The sequence below is a fragment of the Mesorhizobium sp. M0983 genome (genome assembly GCF_040318975.1).
In the GTDB taxonomy this organism is placed as follows: Bacteria; Pseudomonadota; Alphaproteobacteria; order Rhizobiales; family Rhizobiaceae; genus Mesorhizobium.
In genome coordinates this window covers 285,508-304,696 of record NZ_JAMYNH010000003.1, presented here as the reverse complement: position 1 = coordinate 304,696, position 19,189 = coordinate 285,508, and the positions used below count along the sequence as shown (strand labels likewise).

The window sequence follows — 19,189 nt, the reverse complement described above, 5'->3', positions numbered from 1 at the left end:
ACGACGGGCGCCGTGTCCTCCCACGCCCCGATCCGGAAGATCGTGCCGCGATGTGCTGTGAACCAGCCTTGCATCGGGCACATCGTCTGTGAAATAGATTCACCAATGGCCAGGCCCGACATCAATCGCTCCGGCGAGATCGAAGTGTTCGTCCGCGTCGTCGAGGCGGGCAGCTTTTCAGCCGCTGCCCGCGCGTTGCGGATGACGCCGTCGGCGGTGAGCAAGCTGATCGCGCGGCTGGAGGCGCGGCTTGGTGCGCGGCTGGTCAGCCGTTCGACGCGCAAGCTGCAACTGACGCCGGAGGGGGCGGCGTTCTTCGACAGCGGCGTGCGCGTCCTGGCCGACATGGCGGCGGCCGAGCGCGAGGCAGCGGCGGGTGCCGCGCCGCGTGGCCGGCTGCGGATCAACAGCTACGTGCCTTTCGGGCAGCATCGGCTGATCCCGCTTTTGCCGCGTTTCCTAGAACGCTACCCCGAAATCTCGGTCGATCTGGTGTTGACCGACGATGTCATCGACCTGATGGAGGAGCGCGCTGACGTCGCCATCCGCGCCGGACCGCTCGGCGAATCACGGCTGGTGGCGCGCAAGCTCGGGCAGAGCCGGGTGGTCGTCGTTGCGGCGCCATCGTATCTCGAAGCGCGTGGCACGCCCAAGACGCCCGCCGATCTCGATCGTCACAACCGGATGGGCTTCCGTTTCGTACGTCACCTCGAGGGCTGGCCTTTTATCGACGCGGCCGGCAAGCCGATCACCCTGTCGATCATCGGAAATACGCTGGTCAGCGACGGCGAGGCGATGCGGCTGATGGCGCTCTCGGGGGCGGGCCTCGCCCGGCTGGCACGCTGGCATGTGGAGGCCGACATTGCCGCCGGCCGGCTTCTGCCGCTGCTGGAAGAGTTCAACCCCGGCGACGAGGAACTCACCCACGCCGTCTATGTCGGCCAAGGCAAGCATCTGCCGGCGCGGGTGCGGGCGTTTTTGGACTTTTTGGTCGAGACGGTCCGGCTGACCTGAGCCCAAAAAAGATCGGGAGCCTGCCGGCTCCCGAAGCATCGAATCGAAGGTGAGATTGAGTTACGTTTTCGGCACAACGGGCGCCGGACGCCGGCCGGCAGCCTGACGTTCCAGCATCCAGCCGGGGTATTCGGCGGGCAGGGCACTGACTTCGTCGAGGCGAACGAGATCATCGGTATCGAGCTTCAACTCGGTGGCTGCAAGGTTCTGTTCCAGCTGCTCCATGCGGCTGGCGCCGATGATGACGCTCATCACGAATGGCTTGGCCAGGACATAGCCGAGCGCCACCGTGGCGACGCTGACGCCGTGCTTGACGGCGATCTCGCGCATGACGGCGACTGCTGCCCAGGCACGGTCCTCATTGACCGGCGGGAAATTGAAGCTGGCGCGGCGGCCCTCGCCATTGCCGGGGGCGCCCGGTCCGTATTTGCCGGAGAGCAGGCCGCCAGCCATCGGCGACCAGACCATCAGCCCGAGCTTCTCCTCGTTGAGCAGCGGCACGATTTCGCGCTCGAGATCGCGGCCGGCGATCGAGTAGTACGACTGCACGGTCTCGACGCGGGCAAATCCCTTGCGCTCGGCAATACCCAGCGCCTTGGCAACGCGCCAGGCCTGCCAGTTCGAGACGCCGACATAGCGGACCGTGCCGGCGGCAACGAGGTCGTCGAGCGCCCGCAGTGTCTCGTCGATCGGCGTCACCGTGTCGGTGCCGTGCAGCTGGTAGAGATCGATGTGATCGAGCTGCAGCCGCTCGAGGCTGCCTTCGACCGAATCCATGATGTGGCCGCGCGAGGAACCACGCTGGTTCGGGCCCCCGCCCATGGCGCCATGGACCTTGGTGGCGATGATCACGTCCTGTCGGTTGACGCCAAGATTCCTGAGCGACTGGCCGAGAAGCCGTTCCGAGGCGCCGAAGGAATAGACATCCGCCGTGTCGAAGAAATTGACGCCGGCGGCGAGCGAGCGGGCAACGATCTCGTCGACGCCCTTCTGGTCGAGGCTGGCGATCAGGCCCCATTGGGCATTCTCGCCGGCCGCGCCGAACGTCATCGTGCCGAGGCAAAGTTCGGAGACGAACATCCCCGTATTTCCAAGTTGATTGTAACGCATGGGTGGCTCCAGACGGGTTGAGAATAACTCGACCCATATAGGAACGAAACGTTCCGTTTCTATACGCTGGCGCAGTCAATGTCAGCCTGTGGCCTAAGGTCGGCTGCGCCTCATCTGGCGCCGAAAATTGCCGATCCAACCCTGACACTGGTCGCGCCGAAGGCGATCGCGGTTTCGTAGTCGCCGGACATGCCCATGGAGAGCTTGTCGACGCCGGCCTCAAGCCCAAGCTTTTCCAGCAGCGCGAAATGCGGACCGGGGTTCTCGTCGGCCGGCGGAATGCACATCAGCCCTTCGATGGCGAGGGCGTGAACCGAGCGGCAGCGGGCCACGAAGGCGACAGCCTCGCGCGGCTCGATGCCGGCCTTTTGCGGCTCGGAGCCGGTGTTGACCTGGACATAGAGCCTTGGTGACCGGCCTTGCCTGGCGATCTCCTTGGCCAGCTCTGCGGCGATCTTTTCACGGTCGACGGTTTCGATGACATCGAACAATGCCACCGCTTCCTTGGCCTTGTTCGATTGCAGCGGACCGATCAGATGCAGCTCGATGTCGGAAAATGCCTCCTTCAGCACCGGCCATTTCGCTTGTGCTTCCTGGACGCGGTTTTCGCCGAAGACGCGCTGGCCGGCCTCGATAATCGGGCGGATATCGGCGGCGTCGAAGGTTTTCGAGACTGCGACCAGCGTCACCGCTCCGGCCTCACGGCCTGCCTCGCGCTCGGCGGCAGCGATCCTTGCCTTGACCGTGAAAAGCTGTTCGACGGCGCTCGCCATGCCTATATCCTGCCTGTGTTTGGCTTTTCGCCGGATCGCCGCAGTTGACGGGTCCGGCAATCCATGGTGAACACCGCGACGACATTTCCTGAGCCGCCCGGGCATTGTCCGGCGGCTCGCGCATGCTTTTAAGTGAAAAACACCCGATGGCAACCGAACGATACAATCCGCGCGCGTCAGAGCCCAAATGGCAGAACGCCTGGGACGCCAAGAAGCTGTTCGAAGCCGACAATGACGACCCGCGCCCGAAATACTACGTGCTGGAGATGTTCCCGTATCCGTCGGGGCGCATCCATATCGGCCATACCCGCAACTATACGATGGGCGACGTGGTGGCGCGCTACAAGCGGGCCAAGGGTTTCAACGTGCTGCACCCGATGGGCTGGGACGCCTTTGGCATGCCAGCCGAAAACGCGGCGATGCAGAACAAGGTCCATCCCAAGGACTGGACCTATCAGAACATCGCCGCCATGCGCGAGCAGCTCAAGGTCATGGGCCTGTCGCTCGATTGGGCCCGCGAGTTCGCCACCTGCGACGTCGACTACTATCACCGCCAGCAGATGCTGTTCCTCGATTTCGTCGAGAAGGGGCTGGTGACGCGCAAATCCTCCAAGGTCAACTGGGATCCGGAGGACATGACGGTGCTTGCCAACGAGCAGGTCATCGACGGACGCGGCTGGCGCTCAGGCGCGCTGGTGGAACAGCGCGAGCTGACGCAGTGGTTCTTCAAGATCACCGATTACGCGCAGGATCTGCTGGATTCGCTCGACCAACTCGACGACTGGCCGGAAAAAGTGAAGCTGATGCAGGCGAACTGGATCGGCCGTTCGGAAGGGCTGCTGATCCGCTGGCCGCTGGCCAAGCCAGTCGCCGGCGAGCATGAGCTCGAAGTCTATACGACCAGGCCCGACACCATCTTCGGCGCGTCCTTCATGGCGATTGCGGCCGACCATCCGCTGGCCAAAAAGGCCGCCGAGGACAATCCGGCGCTGGCAAAGTTCATCGACGAAGTCCGCCATATGGGCACTTCGGCGGCGGCATTGGAGACGGCCGAGAAGAAGGGTTTCGATACCGGCATTCGCGTTGTCCATCCGTTCGACGAGAGGTGGACGCTGCCCGTCTACGTCGCCAATTTCGTGCTGATGGACTATGGCACCGGCGCCATCTTCGGCTGCCCGGCACATGACCAGCGCGACCTCGACTTCGCCAACAGATACGGCCTTCCGGTCATTCCGGTGGTGATGCCGGAAGGCGAGAATCAAGGAAGCTTCCAGGTCATCGACGAGGCTTATGTCGATGATGGCGCGATGATCAATTCGCGCTTCCTCGACGGCATGAAGCCGGATCAGGCATTCGACGAGGTGGCGAAGCTGCTGGAACAAAGGACCATCGGCAACCGGCCGATGGCCGAGCGCAAGGTGAATTTCCGCCTGCGCGACTGGGGCATTTCGCGCCAGCGCTATTGGGGCTGCCCGATCCCGATGATCCATTGCGAGGATTGCGGCGTGGTGCCGGTGCCGAAGGCCGACCTGCCGGTCAAGCTGCCGGACGACATCGAGTTCGACCGGCCGGGCAATCCGCTCGATCGCCATCCGACATGGCGGCACGTCAAATGCCCGCGTTGCGGCAAGGATGCGCGGCGCGAAACCGACACGATGGACACATTTGTCGATTCTTCTTGGTATTTCGCTCGCTTCACCGCGCCGTGGGCAAACGATCCGACCGATCCCAAGGCCGCGACTGAATGGCTGCCGGTCGACCAGTATATTGGCGGCATTGAGCATGCGATCCTGCATTTGCTCTATTCGCGCTTTTTCACCCGCGCCATGCGCGAGACCGGCCATGTCGATCTCGCCGAGCCGTTCAGGGGCCTGTTCACGCAAGGCATGGTGGTGCACGAGACCTATCGGGTTGGCGGCGCCTCGAACGGCCGCTGGCTTGCGCCTAGCGAGGTCAGGCTGGAAGACGCCGACGGCAAGCGCCGCGCCTTCGAAATCGCCACCGGCGAAGAGGCGGTGATCGGTCCGCTCGAAAAAATGTCGAAGTCGAAGAAGAATACGGTGAGTCCGGAAGAGATCACCGACGGCTACGGCGCCGATACGGCGCGCTGGTTCATGCTGTCGGACTCGCCGCCCGAGCGCGATGTCGAATGGACCGACGAGGGTGCGGCCGGCGCGCATCGCTTCATCCAGCGCATCTGGCGCCTGGTGTCGACGGCTGCCGAATCGCTCGCCGGAGTTCGGCCAGAGGCGGCGAAGGACGGCGAGGCCGGGACAGTGTCCAAGGCCGCGCACAAGATCTTGAAGTCGGTCGGCGAGGATATCGAAAAGCTCGCCTTCAACCGCGCCATCGCCCGCATCTACGAGCTCGCCAATGCCTTGACCGTACCGCTCAACGAGGCGGCAGAGGGCAGGGCCGGTCCGGCGCTGCAAGCGGCCTGCCGTGAGGCCGTCGAGATCCTGGTGCACCTGATCGCGCCGGTCATGCCGCATCTGGCCGAGGAGTGCTGGCAGACGCTCGGCGGCACCGACCTTGTCGCCGAACGGCCCTGGCCGGATTACGATCGCTCGCTTGTCGTCGACGCCGAGATCGTGCTGCCGGTCCAGGTCAACGGCAAGAAACGCGGCGATTTGACAATTGCCCGTGACGCGGATCAAGGTGCGGTCGAAAAGGCGGTTCTGGCTCTCGACTTCGTGCAGAAAGCGCTCGAAGGTAAGGCGCCGCGCAAGGTGATCATAGTGCCGCAGAGGATCGTCAATGTCGTTGCCTGATCCGCGAAAGACAGAGTTGACGCTGCGCCGCGTTGTGCTTTGCGGGCTGCTCGCCTCGGTGGCGCTGGTTTCCGCCTGCACGGTGCGGCCGCTCTATTCGAGCGCGCCGCTGATCGCCGGCTCGCAGGTCGGCGCTGCTGCCGAACTGGCATCGATCTCGGTCAAGCCGGTCAAGACCCGCTACGCCCAGCAGGTCCGCAACAATTTGATCTTCGCGCTCGGCCAGGGCGCCGGCGAGCCGGCTTCGCCGGTCTATTCGCTTGATCTCGGCGTCTCCGAACTCGTCGAATCGGCGGCAATCGAGCAGGTCACGACCGACGAAGACGAGCCGACCGCCGGCACTGTGACGCTGACTGCCAACTATGTGCTGAGCGATGCCAAGACCGGCACGGTCATAGCGAGGGGCAAGCGCTCGATTCCGTCGTCATACGACAGGCCGCGCCAGGAATTCGCGTCATACCGGGCCCAGATCGACGCCGAGAACCGTGCGGCGCGCGAGCTGGCAGATGTGCTGCGGCTGTCGATTGCCCAGGATCTGATCAAGCACGGCAAGCCGGCGGCAAGCTAGGTCTTTCCATCCTGGATTGAAGCGCTCCGTCTGTGGCGGATTGCGCTGTCAGCAAAAGGCCGATTGCTCGGCCTTTTTTGTTCGACGTAGGACATTTCGCTTCAGCCGATCTTCTGGCCGGTCTTTGCCCAGTCGGCGAGAAACTGCTCCAGGCCCTTGTCGGTCAGCGGGTGCTTGACCAGCGCCTTGAGCGTCGCCGGCGGCGCGGTGATGACATCGGCACCGATCAGCGCCGCCTGCTTGACATGGTTCACGGTACGCACCGAAGCGGTCAGGATTTCAGTCTGGAAGTCATAATTGTCGTAGATGGTGCGGATATCGGCAATCAGCTCCATGCCGTCCCAGCCGCTATCGTCGATGCGGCCGACGAAGGGCGAGATGAAGGAGGCGCCGGCCTTGGCGGCGAGCAGCGCCTGGGTGGCCGAGAAGCACAGCGTGACGTTGACCATGCGGCCGTCCGACCGGATGTCCTTGCAGGCTCTCAGGCCGTCGAGCGTCAGCGGCACCTTGATGCAGACATTGTCGGCGATCCTGGCCAGGATCTTGGCCTCCGCCATCATGTCCTTGTATTCGGTGGCGACGACTTCGGCCGAGACTGGGCCCTTGACGATCTCGCAGATCTCTCTTGTGACGTCGGCGATCTTGCCGCCGGATTTCAGGATCAGCGACGGATTGGTGGTTACGCCGTCGAGCAGCCCCAAATCGTTCAGCTCGCGGATTTCCTTGACATCGGCGGTGTCGACAAAAAATTTCATGGCGGTCTCCTGAAGATTTTTCATGTGCACGTCATGCACATTTGGGGTCGGACTTTGATCTAGACCAAAGTCGGGGCAAGGTCACGCCTCATGATCGAAGATTCGCCCTTTGTCGCGGCCGCACCGGTGCTGGTGCCGATGCCCGCCGAGCGCCCCTACACCTATGCCGTGCCGGCTGGCATGCGCGTGGTGCCGGGCTCGATCGTGCGCGTTCCGCTTGGGCCCCGCCAGGTCGCCGGCATCGTCTGGGACGGCGCCGTCGAAAAGGTCGACGCGAAGAAATTGCGGCCGATCGAGCAGGTTTTCGACTGCCCGCCGATCGACCGCGCGATGCGGCGTTTTGTCGATTGGGTGGCGCAGTACACGCTGTCGCCGCCCGGCATGGTGGCGCGCATGCTGCTCAGGGCGCCGGAGGCGTTCGACCCGGAGCCGTGGATCGAAGGGCTGCAGCGCACGTTCGCCAAGCCCGACCGGATGACGGAGGCGAGGACGCGCGTGCTGGAGACGGCCGAAGGCGGACTTGCCTGGACGCGATCCGGCCTGGCGCATGCGGCAGGCGTGTCGTCGACGGTGGTGGACGGGCTGCGGGTGCAGGGCGTATTCCAGACGGTGATGATCCCGCCGCGGCCGGTGGTCGCAGCACCCGATCCCGGCTACGCCGTGCCTTCACTGATGCCCGACCAGAGCGATGCCGCCGAGACGCTGCGCGCCAATGTCGCGACCGGTACATTCGGCGTCACCCTGCTCGACGGTGTAACCGGATCCGGCAAGACGGAGGTCTATTTCGAGGCGGTCGCGGCCGCGCTCGATCGCGGCAAGCAGGTGCTGATCCTGCTGCCGGAAATCGCGCTGACCCACGCCTTCCTCGAACGCTTCCAGGAGCGGTTCGGCGCCAAGCCGGCGGAGTGGCACTCGGACCTGCCGCCAAGGATGCGCGAAAAGGTCTGGCGGCAGGTAGCGGAAGGCGGCGTGCGGGTCGTCGCAGGCGCGCGCTCGGCGCTGTTCCTGCCATTCAGGGAGCTTGGACTGATCGTCGTCGACGAAGAGCACGATCCCGCCTACAAGCAGGAGGATCGCGTCTTTTACAACGCGCGCGACATGGCCGTGGTGCGCAGCCATATCGGCGGCTTTCCGGTCGTGCTCGCCTCGGCGACACCGTCGGTCGAAAGCCGGGTCAATGCCAGCCAGGGCCGCTACAGCAGGGCGGTGCTTTCGGCGCGCTTTGCCGAGGCGGCACTTCCCGATCTCAAGACGATCGACATGCGCCGCGCGCCGCCGGCACGCGGCGGCTTCCTGTCGCCTGTACTGCTCGGCCATATACGGCAGACGCTGGAAAGAAAGGAACAGTCGCTGCTGTTCCTCAACCGGCGCGGCTATGCGCCGCTGACGCTCTGCCGGGTCTGCGGCCACCGCTTCGGCTGTCCGGTCTGCTCGGCCTGGCTGGTCGAGCACCGCTTTCGCGGCCAGCTCGTCTGCCACCACTGCGGGCACAATGAACGCCGGCCCGAAGCCTGTCCGGAATGCGGCACGCTCGATCATCTGGTCGCCTGCGGGCCAGGCGTCGAGCGCATCGCCGAGGAGGTCGTCGCGCATTTCCCCGATGCCCGCACCATCGTCTTGTCGTCCGACCTGATGGGCGGCGTGCGGCGGCTGCGGCTCGAGCTTGAAGCCATCGCCAATGGCGAGGCCGACATCGTCATCGGCACACAACTCGTCGCCAAGGGCCATAATTTCCCCAACATGACGCTGGTCGGTGTGGTCGATGCCGATCTCGGCCTTGCCAATGGCGACCCGCGCGCCGCCGAGCGCACCTTCCAACTGCTCAGCCAGGTGACCGGCCGCGCCGGCCGCACCGGCAAGAAAAGCCTCGGCCTGCTGCAGACCTTCCAACCCGACCACCCGGTGATGCGCGCGATCGTCTCAGGCGATGCCGAGGCCTTCTACGAGCGCGAGATCGCCGAGCGTGAGCGGGCGGGGCTGCCGCCCTTCGGCAGGCTCGCCGGCGTCATCGTCAGCGCGGCGACACGGGCCGAAGCCGAAGGGCACGCCCGTGGCCTGCGTCGCGCCGCGCCGCAGGCCAGCGACCTGTTCGTGCTCGGCCCGGCCGAGGCGCCGCTGTCGTTGATCGGCGGCCGCCATCGCTTTCGCCTGCTGATCCAGGGCGAACGGCGCGCCGACATGCAAGGGTTCATTCGCACCATGCTGGCCGAGGGACCGAAGATAAGGGGCTCGGTGCGAGTCCAGGTCGACATCGACCCGCAGAGCTTTTTGTGAAGGGGCTCAGAGGACAGGCTTCCGTAAATTGCCGATGCCCATCTGGCGTATGTCTCTTGCTTCGTTAGAATGCCCGAAATTTTGAATATCCATTTACGAGGGGACAACATGGAATTTGCGTTTCCGTGGCCGATGAGCCAGGGCGAGTGGCTGGCATGGTCGAGCGCCGTGGTGACCTTGCTGTTCGGCCTGCTGCTGTTCCTGGCGCCAGGATTGGCCTTCCGGATCCTGCGGCTGCAGGTCAGACCGGAGAAGGCAGCGGCGATCGCCGAGGGGCGCGGCCGGATGTCGGGCTTCTATCTCGGCCTCAGCCTGTGCTGCATCCTCCTGGCGCAGCCGCTGCTCTATATGGCGCTCGGCTTCTCCTGGCTGTTCACCGCCTTCGGCCGGCTGCTGTCGATGATGTCGGACGGCGCCAACACGCCGTTCAACTGGGCATCCATCGTCGTCGAGCTGGTGCTGGCGGCGCTGCCTCTGGCCTTCGCCTTCGGCTTTTTGCCCTGAATCAGGGATCAATCCGGGGTTGGTTGCTGAACTCGGCCGGCGGATGCGACAATAGTGCCTGAAAACCATGCCGGACGACGCATTGCGGTCTGAAAATGCCTGTGCTAGACGGCAATCGACTTTCGACCGGGGATAGCGGAAGCCGCGCCTCCGTGCTTGGAAAAATGCAGTAAGGTCAAAGATTTAGCCAGAGTTTTTGCTCGCGCCAACAATCTGCGGCCTGTCAGACAAGAGAAAAGACGGTCCGTGGCCCAATCGTCATCGCCAATCTCAGGTGTCGCAGAACGCTATGCGGGTTCGCTGTTCGAACTCGCGCTGCAGGCCAATTCGGTCGCCAGCGTCGAGGCCGACCTCAATAAGTTCGAAACGATGCTCGAAGGCAGCGCTGACCTTTCGCGGCTGATCAGGAGCCCGGTTTTCTCCAGCGAAGACCAGGCCAAGGCGATCGCCGCGATCGCCGACAGAGCGGGGATCACGGGCCTCACTGGCAATTTCCTGCGCGTCGTTGCCCAGAATCGCCGGCTATTTGCCGTGCCCGGCATGATCAAGGCGTTCCGCCAGATCGCCGCCGAACACCGCGGCGAGACCGCCGCCGAGGTTACCTCGGCGCATGCGCTGACGCCTGCCCAGGAAACCGAGCTGAAGGCAGCGCTGAAAAGTGTCGCCGGCAAGGATGTGGCGATCACGGTCACCGTCGATCCGTCGCTGCTCGGCGGACTGGTGGTCAAGATCGGCTCGCGCCAGATCGATACGTCGCTCAAAACCAAACTCAATTCGCTCAAGCTTGCACTGAAAGAGGTCGGCTGATGGACATCCGCGCCGCGGAAATTTCCGCAATTCTGAAAGACCAGATCAAGAATTTCGGCAAGGAGGCCGAGGTCTCCGAAGTCGGCCAGGTGCTGTCCGTCGGTGACGGTATCGCCCGCGTCTACGGCCTCGACAATGTCCAGGCCGGCGAGATGGTCGAGTTCCCCGGCGGCATCCGCGGCATGGCGCTCAACCTCGAAGCCGACAATGTCGGCGTTGTCATCTTCGGCGCCGACCGCGACATCAAGGAAGGCGACACCGTCAAGCGCACCGGCGCCATCGTCGATGCGCCCGTCGGCATGGGCCTGCTCGGCCGCGTCGTCGACGCGCTCGGCAACCCGATTGATGGCAAAGGCCCGATCCAGGCCACCGAACGCAAGCGCGTCGACGTCAAAGCGCCCGGCATCATCCCGCGCAAATCGGTGAACGAGCCGATGTCGACCGGCCTCAAGGCCATCGACGCGCTGATCCCGGTCGGCCGCGGCCAGCGCGAACTGGTCATCGGCGACCGCCAGACCGGCAAGACCGCGATCATCCTCGACACCATGCTCAACCAGAAATCGGTGCACGACAACGGCCCTGAGAAGGAAAAGCTGTACTGCGTCTATGTCGCCGTCGGCCAGAAGCGCTCGACGGTGGCGCAGTTCGTCAAGGTCCTGGAAGAGCGCGGCGCGCTCGACTATTCGATCATCGTCGCCGCGACCGCCTCCGATCCGGCGCCAATGCAGTTCCTGGCGCCGTTCACCGCCTGCACCATGGGCGAATATTTCCGTGACAACGGCATGCACGCGCTGATCAGCTACGACGACCTGTCGAAGCAGGCCGTCGCCTATCGCCAGATGTCGCTGCTGCTGCGCCGTCCGCCGGGCCGCGAAGCCTATCCCGGCGACGTTTTCTACCTGCACTCGCGCCTGCTCGAGCGCGCCGCCAAGCTCAATGACGAAAACGGCGGTGGGTCGCTGACGGCGCTGCCGATCATCGAAACGCAGGCCAACGACGTGTCGGCCTATATCCCGACCAACGTCATCTCGATCACCGACGGCCAGATCTTCCTGGAAACCAATCTGTTCTTCCAGGGCGTGCGCCCGGCGGTCAATGTCGGCCTTTCGGTGTCGCGCGTCGGCTCCTCGGCGCAGATCAAGGCGATGAAGCAGGTTGCCGGGTCGATCAAGGGCGAGCTCGCGCAGTACCGCGAAATGGCTGCTTTCGCGCAGTTCGGCTCCGATCTCGACGCCGCCACGCAACGCCTGCTCAACCGCGGCTCGCGTCTGACCGAGCTGTTGAAGCAGCCGCAATTCTCGCCGCTCAAAGTCGAGGAGCAGGTCGCGGTGATCTTCGCCGGCGTCAACGGCTATCTCGACAAGCTGGCGGTCAACCAGGTCGGCAAGTTCGAGCAGGGGCTGTTGTCGCATATGCGCTCGGCCGGCAAGGACGTGCTCGACGGCATCCGCAAGGAGAAGGCGCTGTCCGACGATCTGCGCGCCAGGCTGAAGGCAGAAATCGACGCCTTCGCCAAGACCTTTGCTTGAGCAGGACGGACGGGATCAGGTTTGAAGCATGCCTTCGTTAAAAGACCTTCGTAACCGTATCGCCTCGGTCAAGGCGACGCAGAAGATCACCAAGGCGATGCAGATGGTCGCCGCGGCGAAGCTGCGTCGCGCGCAGGAAGCGGCGGAAGCGGCGCGTCCCTATTCGGAGCGCATGGGCGCGGTGCTGGCCAATATCACCCAGGCGATCGGCGGCGGCGGCGATGCCCCGGCGCTGATGACCGGCACCGGCAAGGACGACGTGCATCTGCTTGTCGTCTGCACGGCCGAACGCGGTCTGTGCGGCGGTTTCAATTCGCAGATCGCCCGCTTTGCCCGCGACCACATCCGCAAGCTTCTGGCCGACGGCAAGCAGGTCAAGATCATCTGCGTCGGCAAGAAGGGGTTCGACATATTGCGCCGCGACTACGGGGCGCTGATCATCGAGCGTGTCGACCTGCGCGAGGTCAAGACGCTGGGCTTCGTCAATGCCGATGCCATCGCCAAGAAGGTGATCCACCTGTTCAACGAAGGCGGCTTCGACATCTGCACGCTGTTCTATTCGCAGTTCAAGTCGGTGATCAGCCAGATCCCGACGGCGCAGCAAATTGTCCCGGCGGGCGCGCCTGCGGCTGGCGCGGAAGTGAAGGACGGCGGCAGCGCCGTCTACGAATACGAGCCGGAGCCGGGCGAGATCCTCTCCGATCTCATCCCACGCAACATTTCCGTGCAGGTTTTTCGCGCGCTGCTCGAGAATGCTGCCGGCGAGATGGGCGCCAAGATGAGCGCCATGGACAATGCGACGCGCAACGCCGGCGACATGATCAACAAATTGTCGATCACCTACAACCGCCAGCGGCAGGCGCAGATCACCAAGGAATTGATCGAAATCATTTCGGGCGCCGAGGCGCTCTAGGCACGCCCACAAGGAGGTCATCGACCTCAAGCGTGTGAGAAACAAAGAGACGAAAAGGGTAAAGACGATGGCGAAAGCAGCGACCCCGAAGACGGCAGCCCCTAAGGCCGCGGCACCAGCGAAGGCTCCGGCAGCAGCAAAGGCCGCTCCGGCCAAGAAGGCGGCAGCAACCAAGGCCGCCGCTGTGAATACGCCGGCCGCCACCATCAAGAAAACCGGCCTGGCAGGCAAGGTTCGCCAGGTCATCGGCGCCGTTGTCGACGTCCAGTTTGGCGAACATCTGCCGGCGATCCTGAACGCGCTTGAGACGATCAACGTCGGCAATCGCCTGGTGCTAGAGGTGGCCCAGCATCTCGGCGAAAACACCGTGCGCTGCATCGCCATGGACTCGACCGAAGGTCTGGTCCGCGGCCAGGACGTCTATGACACCGGTGCACCGATTACCGTGCCGGTCGGCCCGGGCATGCTCGGCCGCATCATCAACGTCATCGGCGAGCCGGTCGACGAGGCAGGCCCGGTCGACGGCATCGAGATGCGCTCGATCCACCAGCCGGCGCCGACCTATGTCGAGCAGTCGACGGAAGCGCAGATCCTGGTCACCGGCATCAAGGTGCTCGACCTGCTGGCCCCCTATGCCCGCGGCGGCAAGATCGGCCTGTTCGGCGGCGCCGGCGTCGGCAAGACGGTGCTGATCCAGGAACTGATCAACAACGTCGCCAAGGCGCATGGCGGCTTCTCGGTGTTCGCCGGCGTCGGCGAGCGCACCCGCGAAGGCAACGACCTCTATCACGAGTTCATCGAGTCCGGCGTCAACAAGAAGGGCGGCGGCGAAGGCTCCAAGGCCGCGCTCGTCTATGGCCAGATGAACGAGCCGCCGGGCGCGCGCGCGCGCGTCGGCCTGACCGGCCTGACGGTTGCCGAATACTTCCGCGACCAGGGCCAGGACGTGCTGTTCTTCGTCGACAACATCTTCCGCTTCACGCAGGCGGGCTCGGAAGTGTCGGCGCTGCTCGGCCGCATTCCTTCGGCCGTGGGCTACCAGCCGACGCTGGCCACCGACATGGGCGCGCTGCAGGAGCGTATCACCACGACGACCAAGGGTTCGATCACCTCGGTGCAGGCGATCTATGTGCCGGCCGACGATTTGACCGACCCGGCACCGGCGACTTCATTCGCCCACCTCGACGCGACGACCGTGCTCAACCGCGCGATTTCGGAAAAGGGCATCTATCCGGCGGTCGATCCGCTCGATTCGACTTCGCGCATGCTCGACCCGATGGTTGTCGGCGAGGAGCACTACCAGGTCGCGCGCCAGGTGCAGTCGATCCTTCAGCGTTACAAGTCGCTGCAGGACATCATCGCCATCCTGGGCATGGACGAGCTGTCGGAAGAGGACAAGCAGACGGTTGCCCGCGCCCGCAAGATCGAGCGCTTCCTGTCGCAGCCCTTCTTCGTCGCCGAAGTGTTCACCGGCGCGCCGGGCAAGCTGGTCGACCTCGCCGATACCATCAAGGGCTTCAAGGGCCTTTGCAACGGCGACTACGACCATCTGCCGGAGGCCGCCTTCTACATGGTCGGCGGCATCGAGGAAGCGGTCGAGAAGGCGCAGCGCCTGGCCGCTGAAGCGGCGTAAGCCAAAGCGAATAGCGAATAGGGAGTAGCGAATAGGGGTCTATGAGCCGGACGAGTTTCTTCACTACTCGCTACTCACTATTCCCTATTCGCTAAATTGATCATGCCTGAAGCTTTCAAATTCGAACTGGTCTCGCCGGAGCGCCTCTTGGTTTCCGAGCAGGTCGAATCCGTCGTCATTCCGGGCGCCGAGGGCGAGATGACCGTCATGGCGCATCACGCGTCGGTCATGACCACAATCAAGCCGGGCGTCGTCACACTGAGGACCGCGCAAGGCAAGGAAGAGCGCTATGTGGTGTTCGGCGGCTTTGCCGACATCGTTCCGGCCGGCTGCACTCTGCTGGCGGAATCGGCTGTGGCCGTCGGCGACATCGACCGCGCCGACCTTGCCCGCCGCATCCAGGAGGCCAGGGAAGACGCCGCCGACGCCAAGGACGACCAGACCCGCAGCAAGGCCGAGCAGTTCCTTAACCAGCTCACCACGCTCGAAGGTGCGCTGTTGCCGGCGTAGGTATCGCCGGGACATTACGCCCCGGCGACAAGGACCCATCAGACGGCTACGCCGTCAGGCGGGACAGAAGGTGGCAACGGCACTTAGCCGCAGCAACGCCAATGGGCAGACACGTGCTCGATTCGGCCGTAGCGGAAGCGAGTGTATGCGCTGACCCAGTGGCACACGCGTGCGAAAGATCCCAAGAGGACCTCCTTGGCTGGGGGCGTGCCACTTGCGTTCTCAGACGAAAAACTGTATATGATTGCGAGTAACGCAAATCACAGTTCACCGCCGTCGCTCTCGGGTTGGCACTATCAGGACCCCGAGAGACGCTGGCAAATCAAGAAGGCTCGGGTCATCACCCCGGGCCTTTTGCGTTTACCAGGCAACGCGACTCTACTGTATGTCTTTCCCACGAAATACGCAAGCCTTGCCACGCCACACCTTCCCACATTCCCAAGAAAATGCTACAACATCCGTGGGAACAATTTACAAGGGGTGCCGATATGGCCAGCTTCAAGGAATCTCTTCGGCAGGAAATCAGGGAGCTGGAAGAGGAATTAAGGGCAAATGCCCTCAACAAGAAGCTACAAGGTCTAAAAGAGGTTCTTGCTTTGTACGAGACGAGTGGGGAGGAAGGTGGTCGTCCGAATGAGATGTTGCAACCGATCCGGACAGTCACCAGAGTGCCTTCCGAATCGCGAGCCAAGGCAATGGAACTAGCTGAATTGTTCTTGCGAAATCGCTCTGGTCCAACCCCCACTAGGGAGATTTTGGATCATATAGTGACCCACGGTGGAGAGATTGGAGGTAGGGAGCCAATCAGCAATTTAAGCGCAATGCTGTCCAACTCGAACTTGTTCCAGTCTCATGGCCGAGTAGGATGGACGCTTGCGTCGGGAGATGAAGATACCGAGCCGCTAGAGGACGGATTCTACAATGATGTTGCGGAAAGTATTTTGGCTGACTTAGATTCGGATAGTCTGAGGGAGCTTCACAATTTTATAAGGTCAAATGATAATATTCCACACGACATAGACGGCAAACTCCTTAGTGTCGCAAAGAAGCGCCTAAACCGTCTTTTGAAAGACGGAGAGATGCGGAATCTGCGGCGGGTATTCAAAGATGTGTTGTCGTTGCAGACAGAGATTTATGAGTAGATATCAGGGCGACCTACTCCCGTGCGGAGCGTAATGCCATTCTTGTGGAGGGACCTCTCATTCGTGGCAGGGATTGGCCCACGCCAAAAGTTACCAGCTCTTGGGACAAACCGTGATCGCGGTTCAAGGCGGAGTAGTTTTGCCTCAGGTCGTCAGTGCCTCCACTGCGCGCATGACGCCGCGCAGTTCGGCGAGGCCCTTCAGCCGGCCGATGCAGGAATAGCCGGGGTTCACCTTCTTGCCGATGTCGTCGACAATGGCATGGCCATGGTCCGGACGCATCGGAATCTGCCAGTCCGCCCTGCCTGCCGCCTTGCGCCGCCGCTCCTCGCCAATCAGCGCCGACACGACCGCCACCATGTCGGTGTCGCCGTCGAGGTGCTCGGCTTCGTGGAAGGAGCCGTCGGGCTCCTTGGTGACATTGCGCAGATGGGCGAAATGGATGTTCTCGGCGAAAGCCTTCGCCATTGCCGGCAGATCGTTCTGCGCGCTCGCGCCGTAGGAGCCGGTACACAGTGTCAGTCCGTTAGCCGGCGAAGCGACGGCGTCGAGCAGCGCGCGGGCATCGGCTGCCTTGGAAACGATGCGCGGCAGGCCGAACAACGAAAAAGGCGGATCGTCGGGGTGGATCGCCATCCTGACGCCGGCCTCTTCGGCAACCGGCACGATCTCGCGCAGGAAGGCAAACAGGTTTTCGCGCAGTCCTTCGGTAGAGACGTCCTTGTAGAGGTCGAGGGCGCGGCGGAAGCTCGCTCGATCGAAGATGAATTCGCGCGCCGGCACCCAGCCGATCAGGTTGAGCTCCAGTCTCGCCTTGTCGCTTTCGCTCATGCCTTGCAGCCGCACACGCGCCGCCTCGACACGGGCCGGCGGGTGATCGGCCTCCGCCCGTTTTCGCTCGAGGATGAAGACGTCATAGGCGCAGAGCTCGACGACATCGAAGCGCAGCGCCGTGCCGCCATGCGGCATCGGATAGTCGAGGTCGGTGCGCGTCCAGTCGGTGATCGCCATGAAATTATAGCAGATGGTGTTGATGCCGGCGGCAGCGACGGCGCGGATCGAGGCCTTATAATTGTCGATCAGGGTGCGCCAGTCGCCACTGCGGGTCTTGATGTCCTCGTGGACGACGATGCTCTCGACCACGTCCCAGGTCAGGCCTGCTGCCTCGATCTCTGCCTTGCGCCTGGCGATCTCGTCCGCCGGCCAGGCGCGGCCGTCATTGAGGTGATGCAGCGCGCTGACGATGCCGACGGCGCCGGCCTGACGGACATGGGCAAGCGTCACCGGGTCGTCGGGCCCGAACCAGCGCCAAGTCTGTCTCATGGCTTCTCACTCCCTATGCCAAGCGCCGCCAAGGCAGCGGCAGGCCCGCCCCGCCGCAGGCGCTCGAGATGGGCTGTCGTCAGATCAATCAGTGTCATGCGCTGGGAATGGTCCCTGGCGAAGCCGGCGAGATCGAACATCGCTGTCACAGCTTCATCAGCCGGCCGGCTGCCGAGCGCCGTAAGCCGAGTGTCGATCGGGTCGGTGAAATGGGCTTCGGGCAAGGTCTTGCCGCGCGCCTCGCAAGCGGCGATCCAGGCGGCCACCACCAGCATCAGATGGGCTGGGGGATCACCGGCACTTAGCCGCTCGACGGCCGAGGCGACGATGCGCTGTGGCAGTTTCTGGCTGCCGTCATTGGCGATCTGCGCCGTGCGATGGGCCAGCGCCGTGTTCGAGTAACGTTCGACGAGCTGGGCCGTGTAGCCGGCCGTATCGAGCCCGGCGTCCGGCGGCAGCGTCGGGATCGCCTCGGCCCACAAGCCGTCGACGAATTGCCGGATCGCCGGATCGGCAAAGGCGCGGTCGACCGTGTCGTAGCCGCTGAGCAGGCCGAGATAGGCGATTGCCGAATGCGAGCCGTTGAGCAGCCGCAGCTTCATGTCCTCGAACGGCCCGACGTCGCCGACCATGGTGACGCCGAACTTTTCCCAGGCCGGCCTGCCCGCCGGAAAGTCGTCCTCGACCACCCATTGGCAGAACGGCTCGGTCATCACCGGCCAGGCATCCTCGACGCCGAGCTCGACGGCGATACGCGCCCGGTCGGCATCGGTGGTCGCCGGCACGATGCGGTCGACCATGCTCGACGGAAAGGCGACGCCGTCGGCGATGTGTGCGGCGAGCCTGGCATCGCCTGAAGTGGCGAGCCTGGCATCGCGCAGTGCGGCGAATTCGACCAGCAGGCGGTGCAGCGTGGCGCCATTGGCCGGAAGGTTGTCGCAGCAGAGCACGGTGAAAGGCTGGATGCCGGTGGCACGGCGGCGCGACAGCGCCTCCGTCAGGAAACCATGCGCCGTTCGTGGCATTTGCGGGTTAGCCAGATCATGGACGATGTCGGGGTGGGTATTGTCCAGTCCGCCGCCGGCTGCCCTCAGATAGGCCTTTTCGGTGATCGTCAGCGTGACGATACGGGTGAGCGGATCGGTCAGAGCGGCGAGCACCGCAGCCGGATCTTCCGGCGCCACCAGCAGCGACAGGATCGAACCGACGACGCGCAGCTCTTCTTCGACGCTGCTCCTGATCGCCAGTGTGTAGAGGCCATCCTGCGGCGCCAATGCGTCGCGCGTGCCTGGACTGCGCAAGGACACGCCGACAATGCCCCAGCCTGTCTCTCCAGCCGCCAGACAGTCGTCGACATAGGCCGCCTGGTGGGCGCGGTGGAACGCGCCGACGCCGAGATGGACGATGCCTGGCGCAATAGCGCCGCGGTCGTAGCGGGGAACCGCGACCGAAGCCGGCAGTGCCTTCAGCGTGCTGTTGGAAAGGCGTCTATTGGTCATTGCGCGGCGTGTCTGATCGAGGTTGCTGGGTCACTGTTGGCAGGCGGCGTAACACCCGTTGCCG

16 protein-coding genes are annotated in these 19,189 nt (G+C 63.8%); 11 read left to right on the top strand and 5 right to left on the bottom strand.

The window, feature by feature from the left end; all coding sequences use genetic code 11:
• Positions 1-105: 105 nt before the first annotated feature.
• Positions 106-1,014, top strand: a complete 909-nt coding sequence (locus NKH71_RS08010) for a LysR family transcriptional regulator (protein WP_023678108.1) — start codon at positions 106-108, stop codon at positions 1,012-1,014.
• Positions 1,015-1,074: 60 nt separating this feature from the next.
• Here NKH71_RS08010 and NKH71_RS08005 read toward each other — a convergent pair whose 3' ends face one another.
• Positions 1,075-2,124 carry an aldo/keto reductase gene (locus NKH71_RS08005; protein WP_352894721.1) on the bottom strand — a complete coding sequence of 350 codons (1,050 nt, stop codon included), beginning with the start codon at positions 2,122-2,124 and terminating at the stop codon, positions 1,075-1,077.
• 110 nt (positions 2,125-2,234) lie between these two features.
• Positions 2,235-2,897 carry a YggS family pyridoxal phosphate-dependent enzyme gene (locus tag NKH71_RS08000; protein ID WP_023678106.1) on the bottom strand — a complete coding sequence of 221 codons (663 nt, stop codon included), beginning with the start codon at positions 2,895-2,897 and terminating at the stop codon, positions 2,235-2,237.
• A 146-nt stretch (positions 2,898-3,043) separates the two neighbouring features.
• Between NKH71_RS08000 and leuS the strand changes: the two genes are divergently transcribed.
• Entirely contained in the window at positions 3,044-5,668 is a 2,625-nt protein-coding gene (gene leuS / locus NKH71_RS07995) for a leucine--tRNA ligase (RefSeq protein ID WP_023678105.1), read from the top strand.
• Positions 5,655-6,236: an LPS assembly lipoprotein LptE gene (locus tag NKH71_RS07990; protein ID WP_023678104.1), complete on the top strand. Its 582-nt coding sequence runs from the start codon at positions 5,655-5,657 to the stop codon at positions 6,234-6,236. Before leuS ends, NKH71_RS07990 begins: the two co-directional genes overlap by 14 nt.
• 101 nt (positions 6,237-6,337) lie before the next feature.
• Here the strand turns inward: NKH71_RS07990 and fsa are convergent, their stop codons facing one another.
• The gene (fsa, locus tag NKH71_RS07985; protein WP_023719712.1) at positions 6,338-6,991 is read right to left on the bottom strand and encodes a fructose-6-phosphate aldolase; all 654 of its coding nucleotides are present in this window, start codon (positions 6,989-6,991) and stop codon (positions 6,338-6,340) included.
• A 90-nt stretch (positions 6,992-7,081) separates the two neighbouring features.
• Between fsa and NKH71_RS07980 the strand changes: the two genes are divergently transcribed.
• The 8 genes from NKH71_RS07980 (at position 7,082) to NKH71_RS07945 (ending at position 16,303) form a co-directional block, all read left to right on the top strand.
• Complete coding sequence (locus NKH71_RS07980) at positions 7,082-9,265, top strand: primosomal protein N' (protein WP_023678102.1); 2,184 nt, start codon at positions 7,082-7,084, stop codon at positions 9,263-9,265.
• A gap of 108 nt (positions 9,266-9,373) precedes the next feature.
• On the top strand, positions 9,374-9,769 hold the full coding sequence (locus NKH71_RS07975; RefSeq protein WP_023678101.1) for an AGROH133_08824 family phage infection protein: 396 nt from the start codon (positions 9,374-9,376) through the stop codon (positions 9,767-9,769).
• A gap of 246 nt (positions 9,770-10,015) precedes the next feature.
• On the top strand, positions 10,016-10,576 hold the full coding sequence (locus NKH71_RS07970; protein WP_352787969.1) for a F0F1 ATP synthase subunit delta: 561 nt from the start codon (positions 10,016-10,018) through the stop codon (positions 10,574-10,576).
• Positions 10,576-12,105 carry a F0F1 ATP synthase subunit alpha gene (gene atpA / locus NKH71_RS07965; protein WP_352787966.1) on the top strand — a complete coding sequence of 510 codons (1,530 nt, stop codon included), beginning with the start codon at positions 10,576-10,578 and terminating at the stop codon, positions 12,103-12,105. Before NKH71_RS07970 ends, atpA begins: the two co-directional genes overlap by 1 nt.
• Positions 12,106-12,133: 28 nt before the next feature.
• Positions 12,134-13,018 (top strand): F0F1 ATP synthase subunit gamma, encoded by an 885-nt coding sequence (locus tag NKH71_RS07960; protein ID WP_023678098.1) that lies wholly within the window; start codon positions 12,134-12,136, stop codon positions 13,016-13,018.
• A gap of 67 nt (positions 13,019-13,085) precedes the next feature.
• Positions 13,086-14,651: a F0F1 ATP synthase subunit beta gene (atpD, locus tag NKH71_RS07955; RefSeq protein ID WP_023678097.1), complete on the top strand. Its 1,566-nt coding sequence runs from the start codon at positions 13,086-13,088 to the stop codon at positions 14,649-14,651.
• A 102-nt stretch (positions 14,652-14,753) separates the two neighbouring features.
• On the top strand, positions 14,754-15,161 hold the full coding sequence (locus NKH71_RS07950; RefSeq protein ID WP_352787963.1) for a F0F1 ATP synthase subunit epsilon: 408 nt from the start codon (positions 14,754-14,756) through the stop codon (positions 15,159-15,161).
• 488 nt (positions 15,162-15,649) lie between these two features.
• Complete coding sequence (locus tag NKH71_RS07945; RefSeq protein ID WP_352787960.1) at positions 15,650-16,303, top strand: hypothetical protein; 654 nt, start codon at positions 15,650-15,652, stop codon at positions 16,301-16,303.
• Between the two features lie 144 nt (positions 16,304-16,447).
• Here the strand turns inward: NKH71_RS07945 and uxuA are convergent, their stop codons facing one another.
• Both uxuA and NKH71_RS07935 read right to left on the bottom strand, forming a co-directional pair.
• Positions 16,448-17,626, bottom strand: a complete 1,179-nt coding sequence (gene uxuA, locus NKH71_RS07940) for a mannonate dehydratase (RefSeq protein WP_352787957.1) — start codon at positions 17,624-17,626, stop codon at positions 16,448-16,450.
• The gene (locus tag NKH71_RS07935) at positions 17,623-19,125 is read right to left on the bottom strand and encodes a mannitol dehydrogenase family protein (RefSeq protein WP_352787954.1); all 1,503 of its coding nucleotides are present in this window, start codon (positions 19,123-19,125) and stop codon (positions 17,623-17,625) included. The genes uxuA and NKH71_RS07935 overlap by 4 nt, the downstream gene beginning before the upstream one ends.
• Between the last annotated feature and the right edge of the window lie 64 nt (positions 19,126-19,189).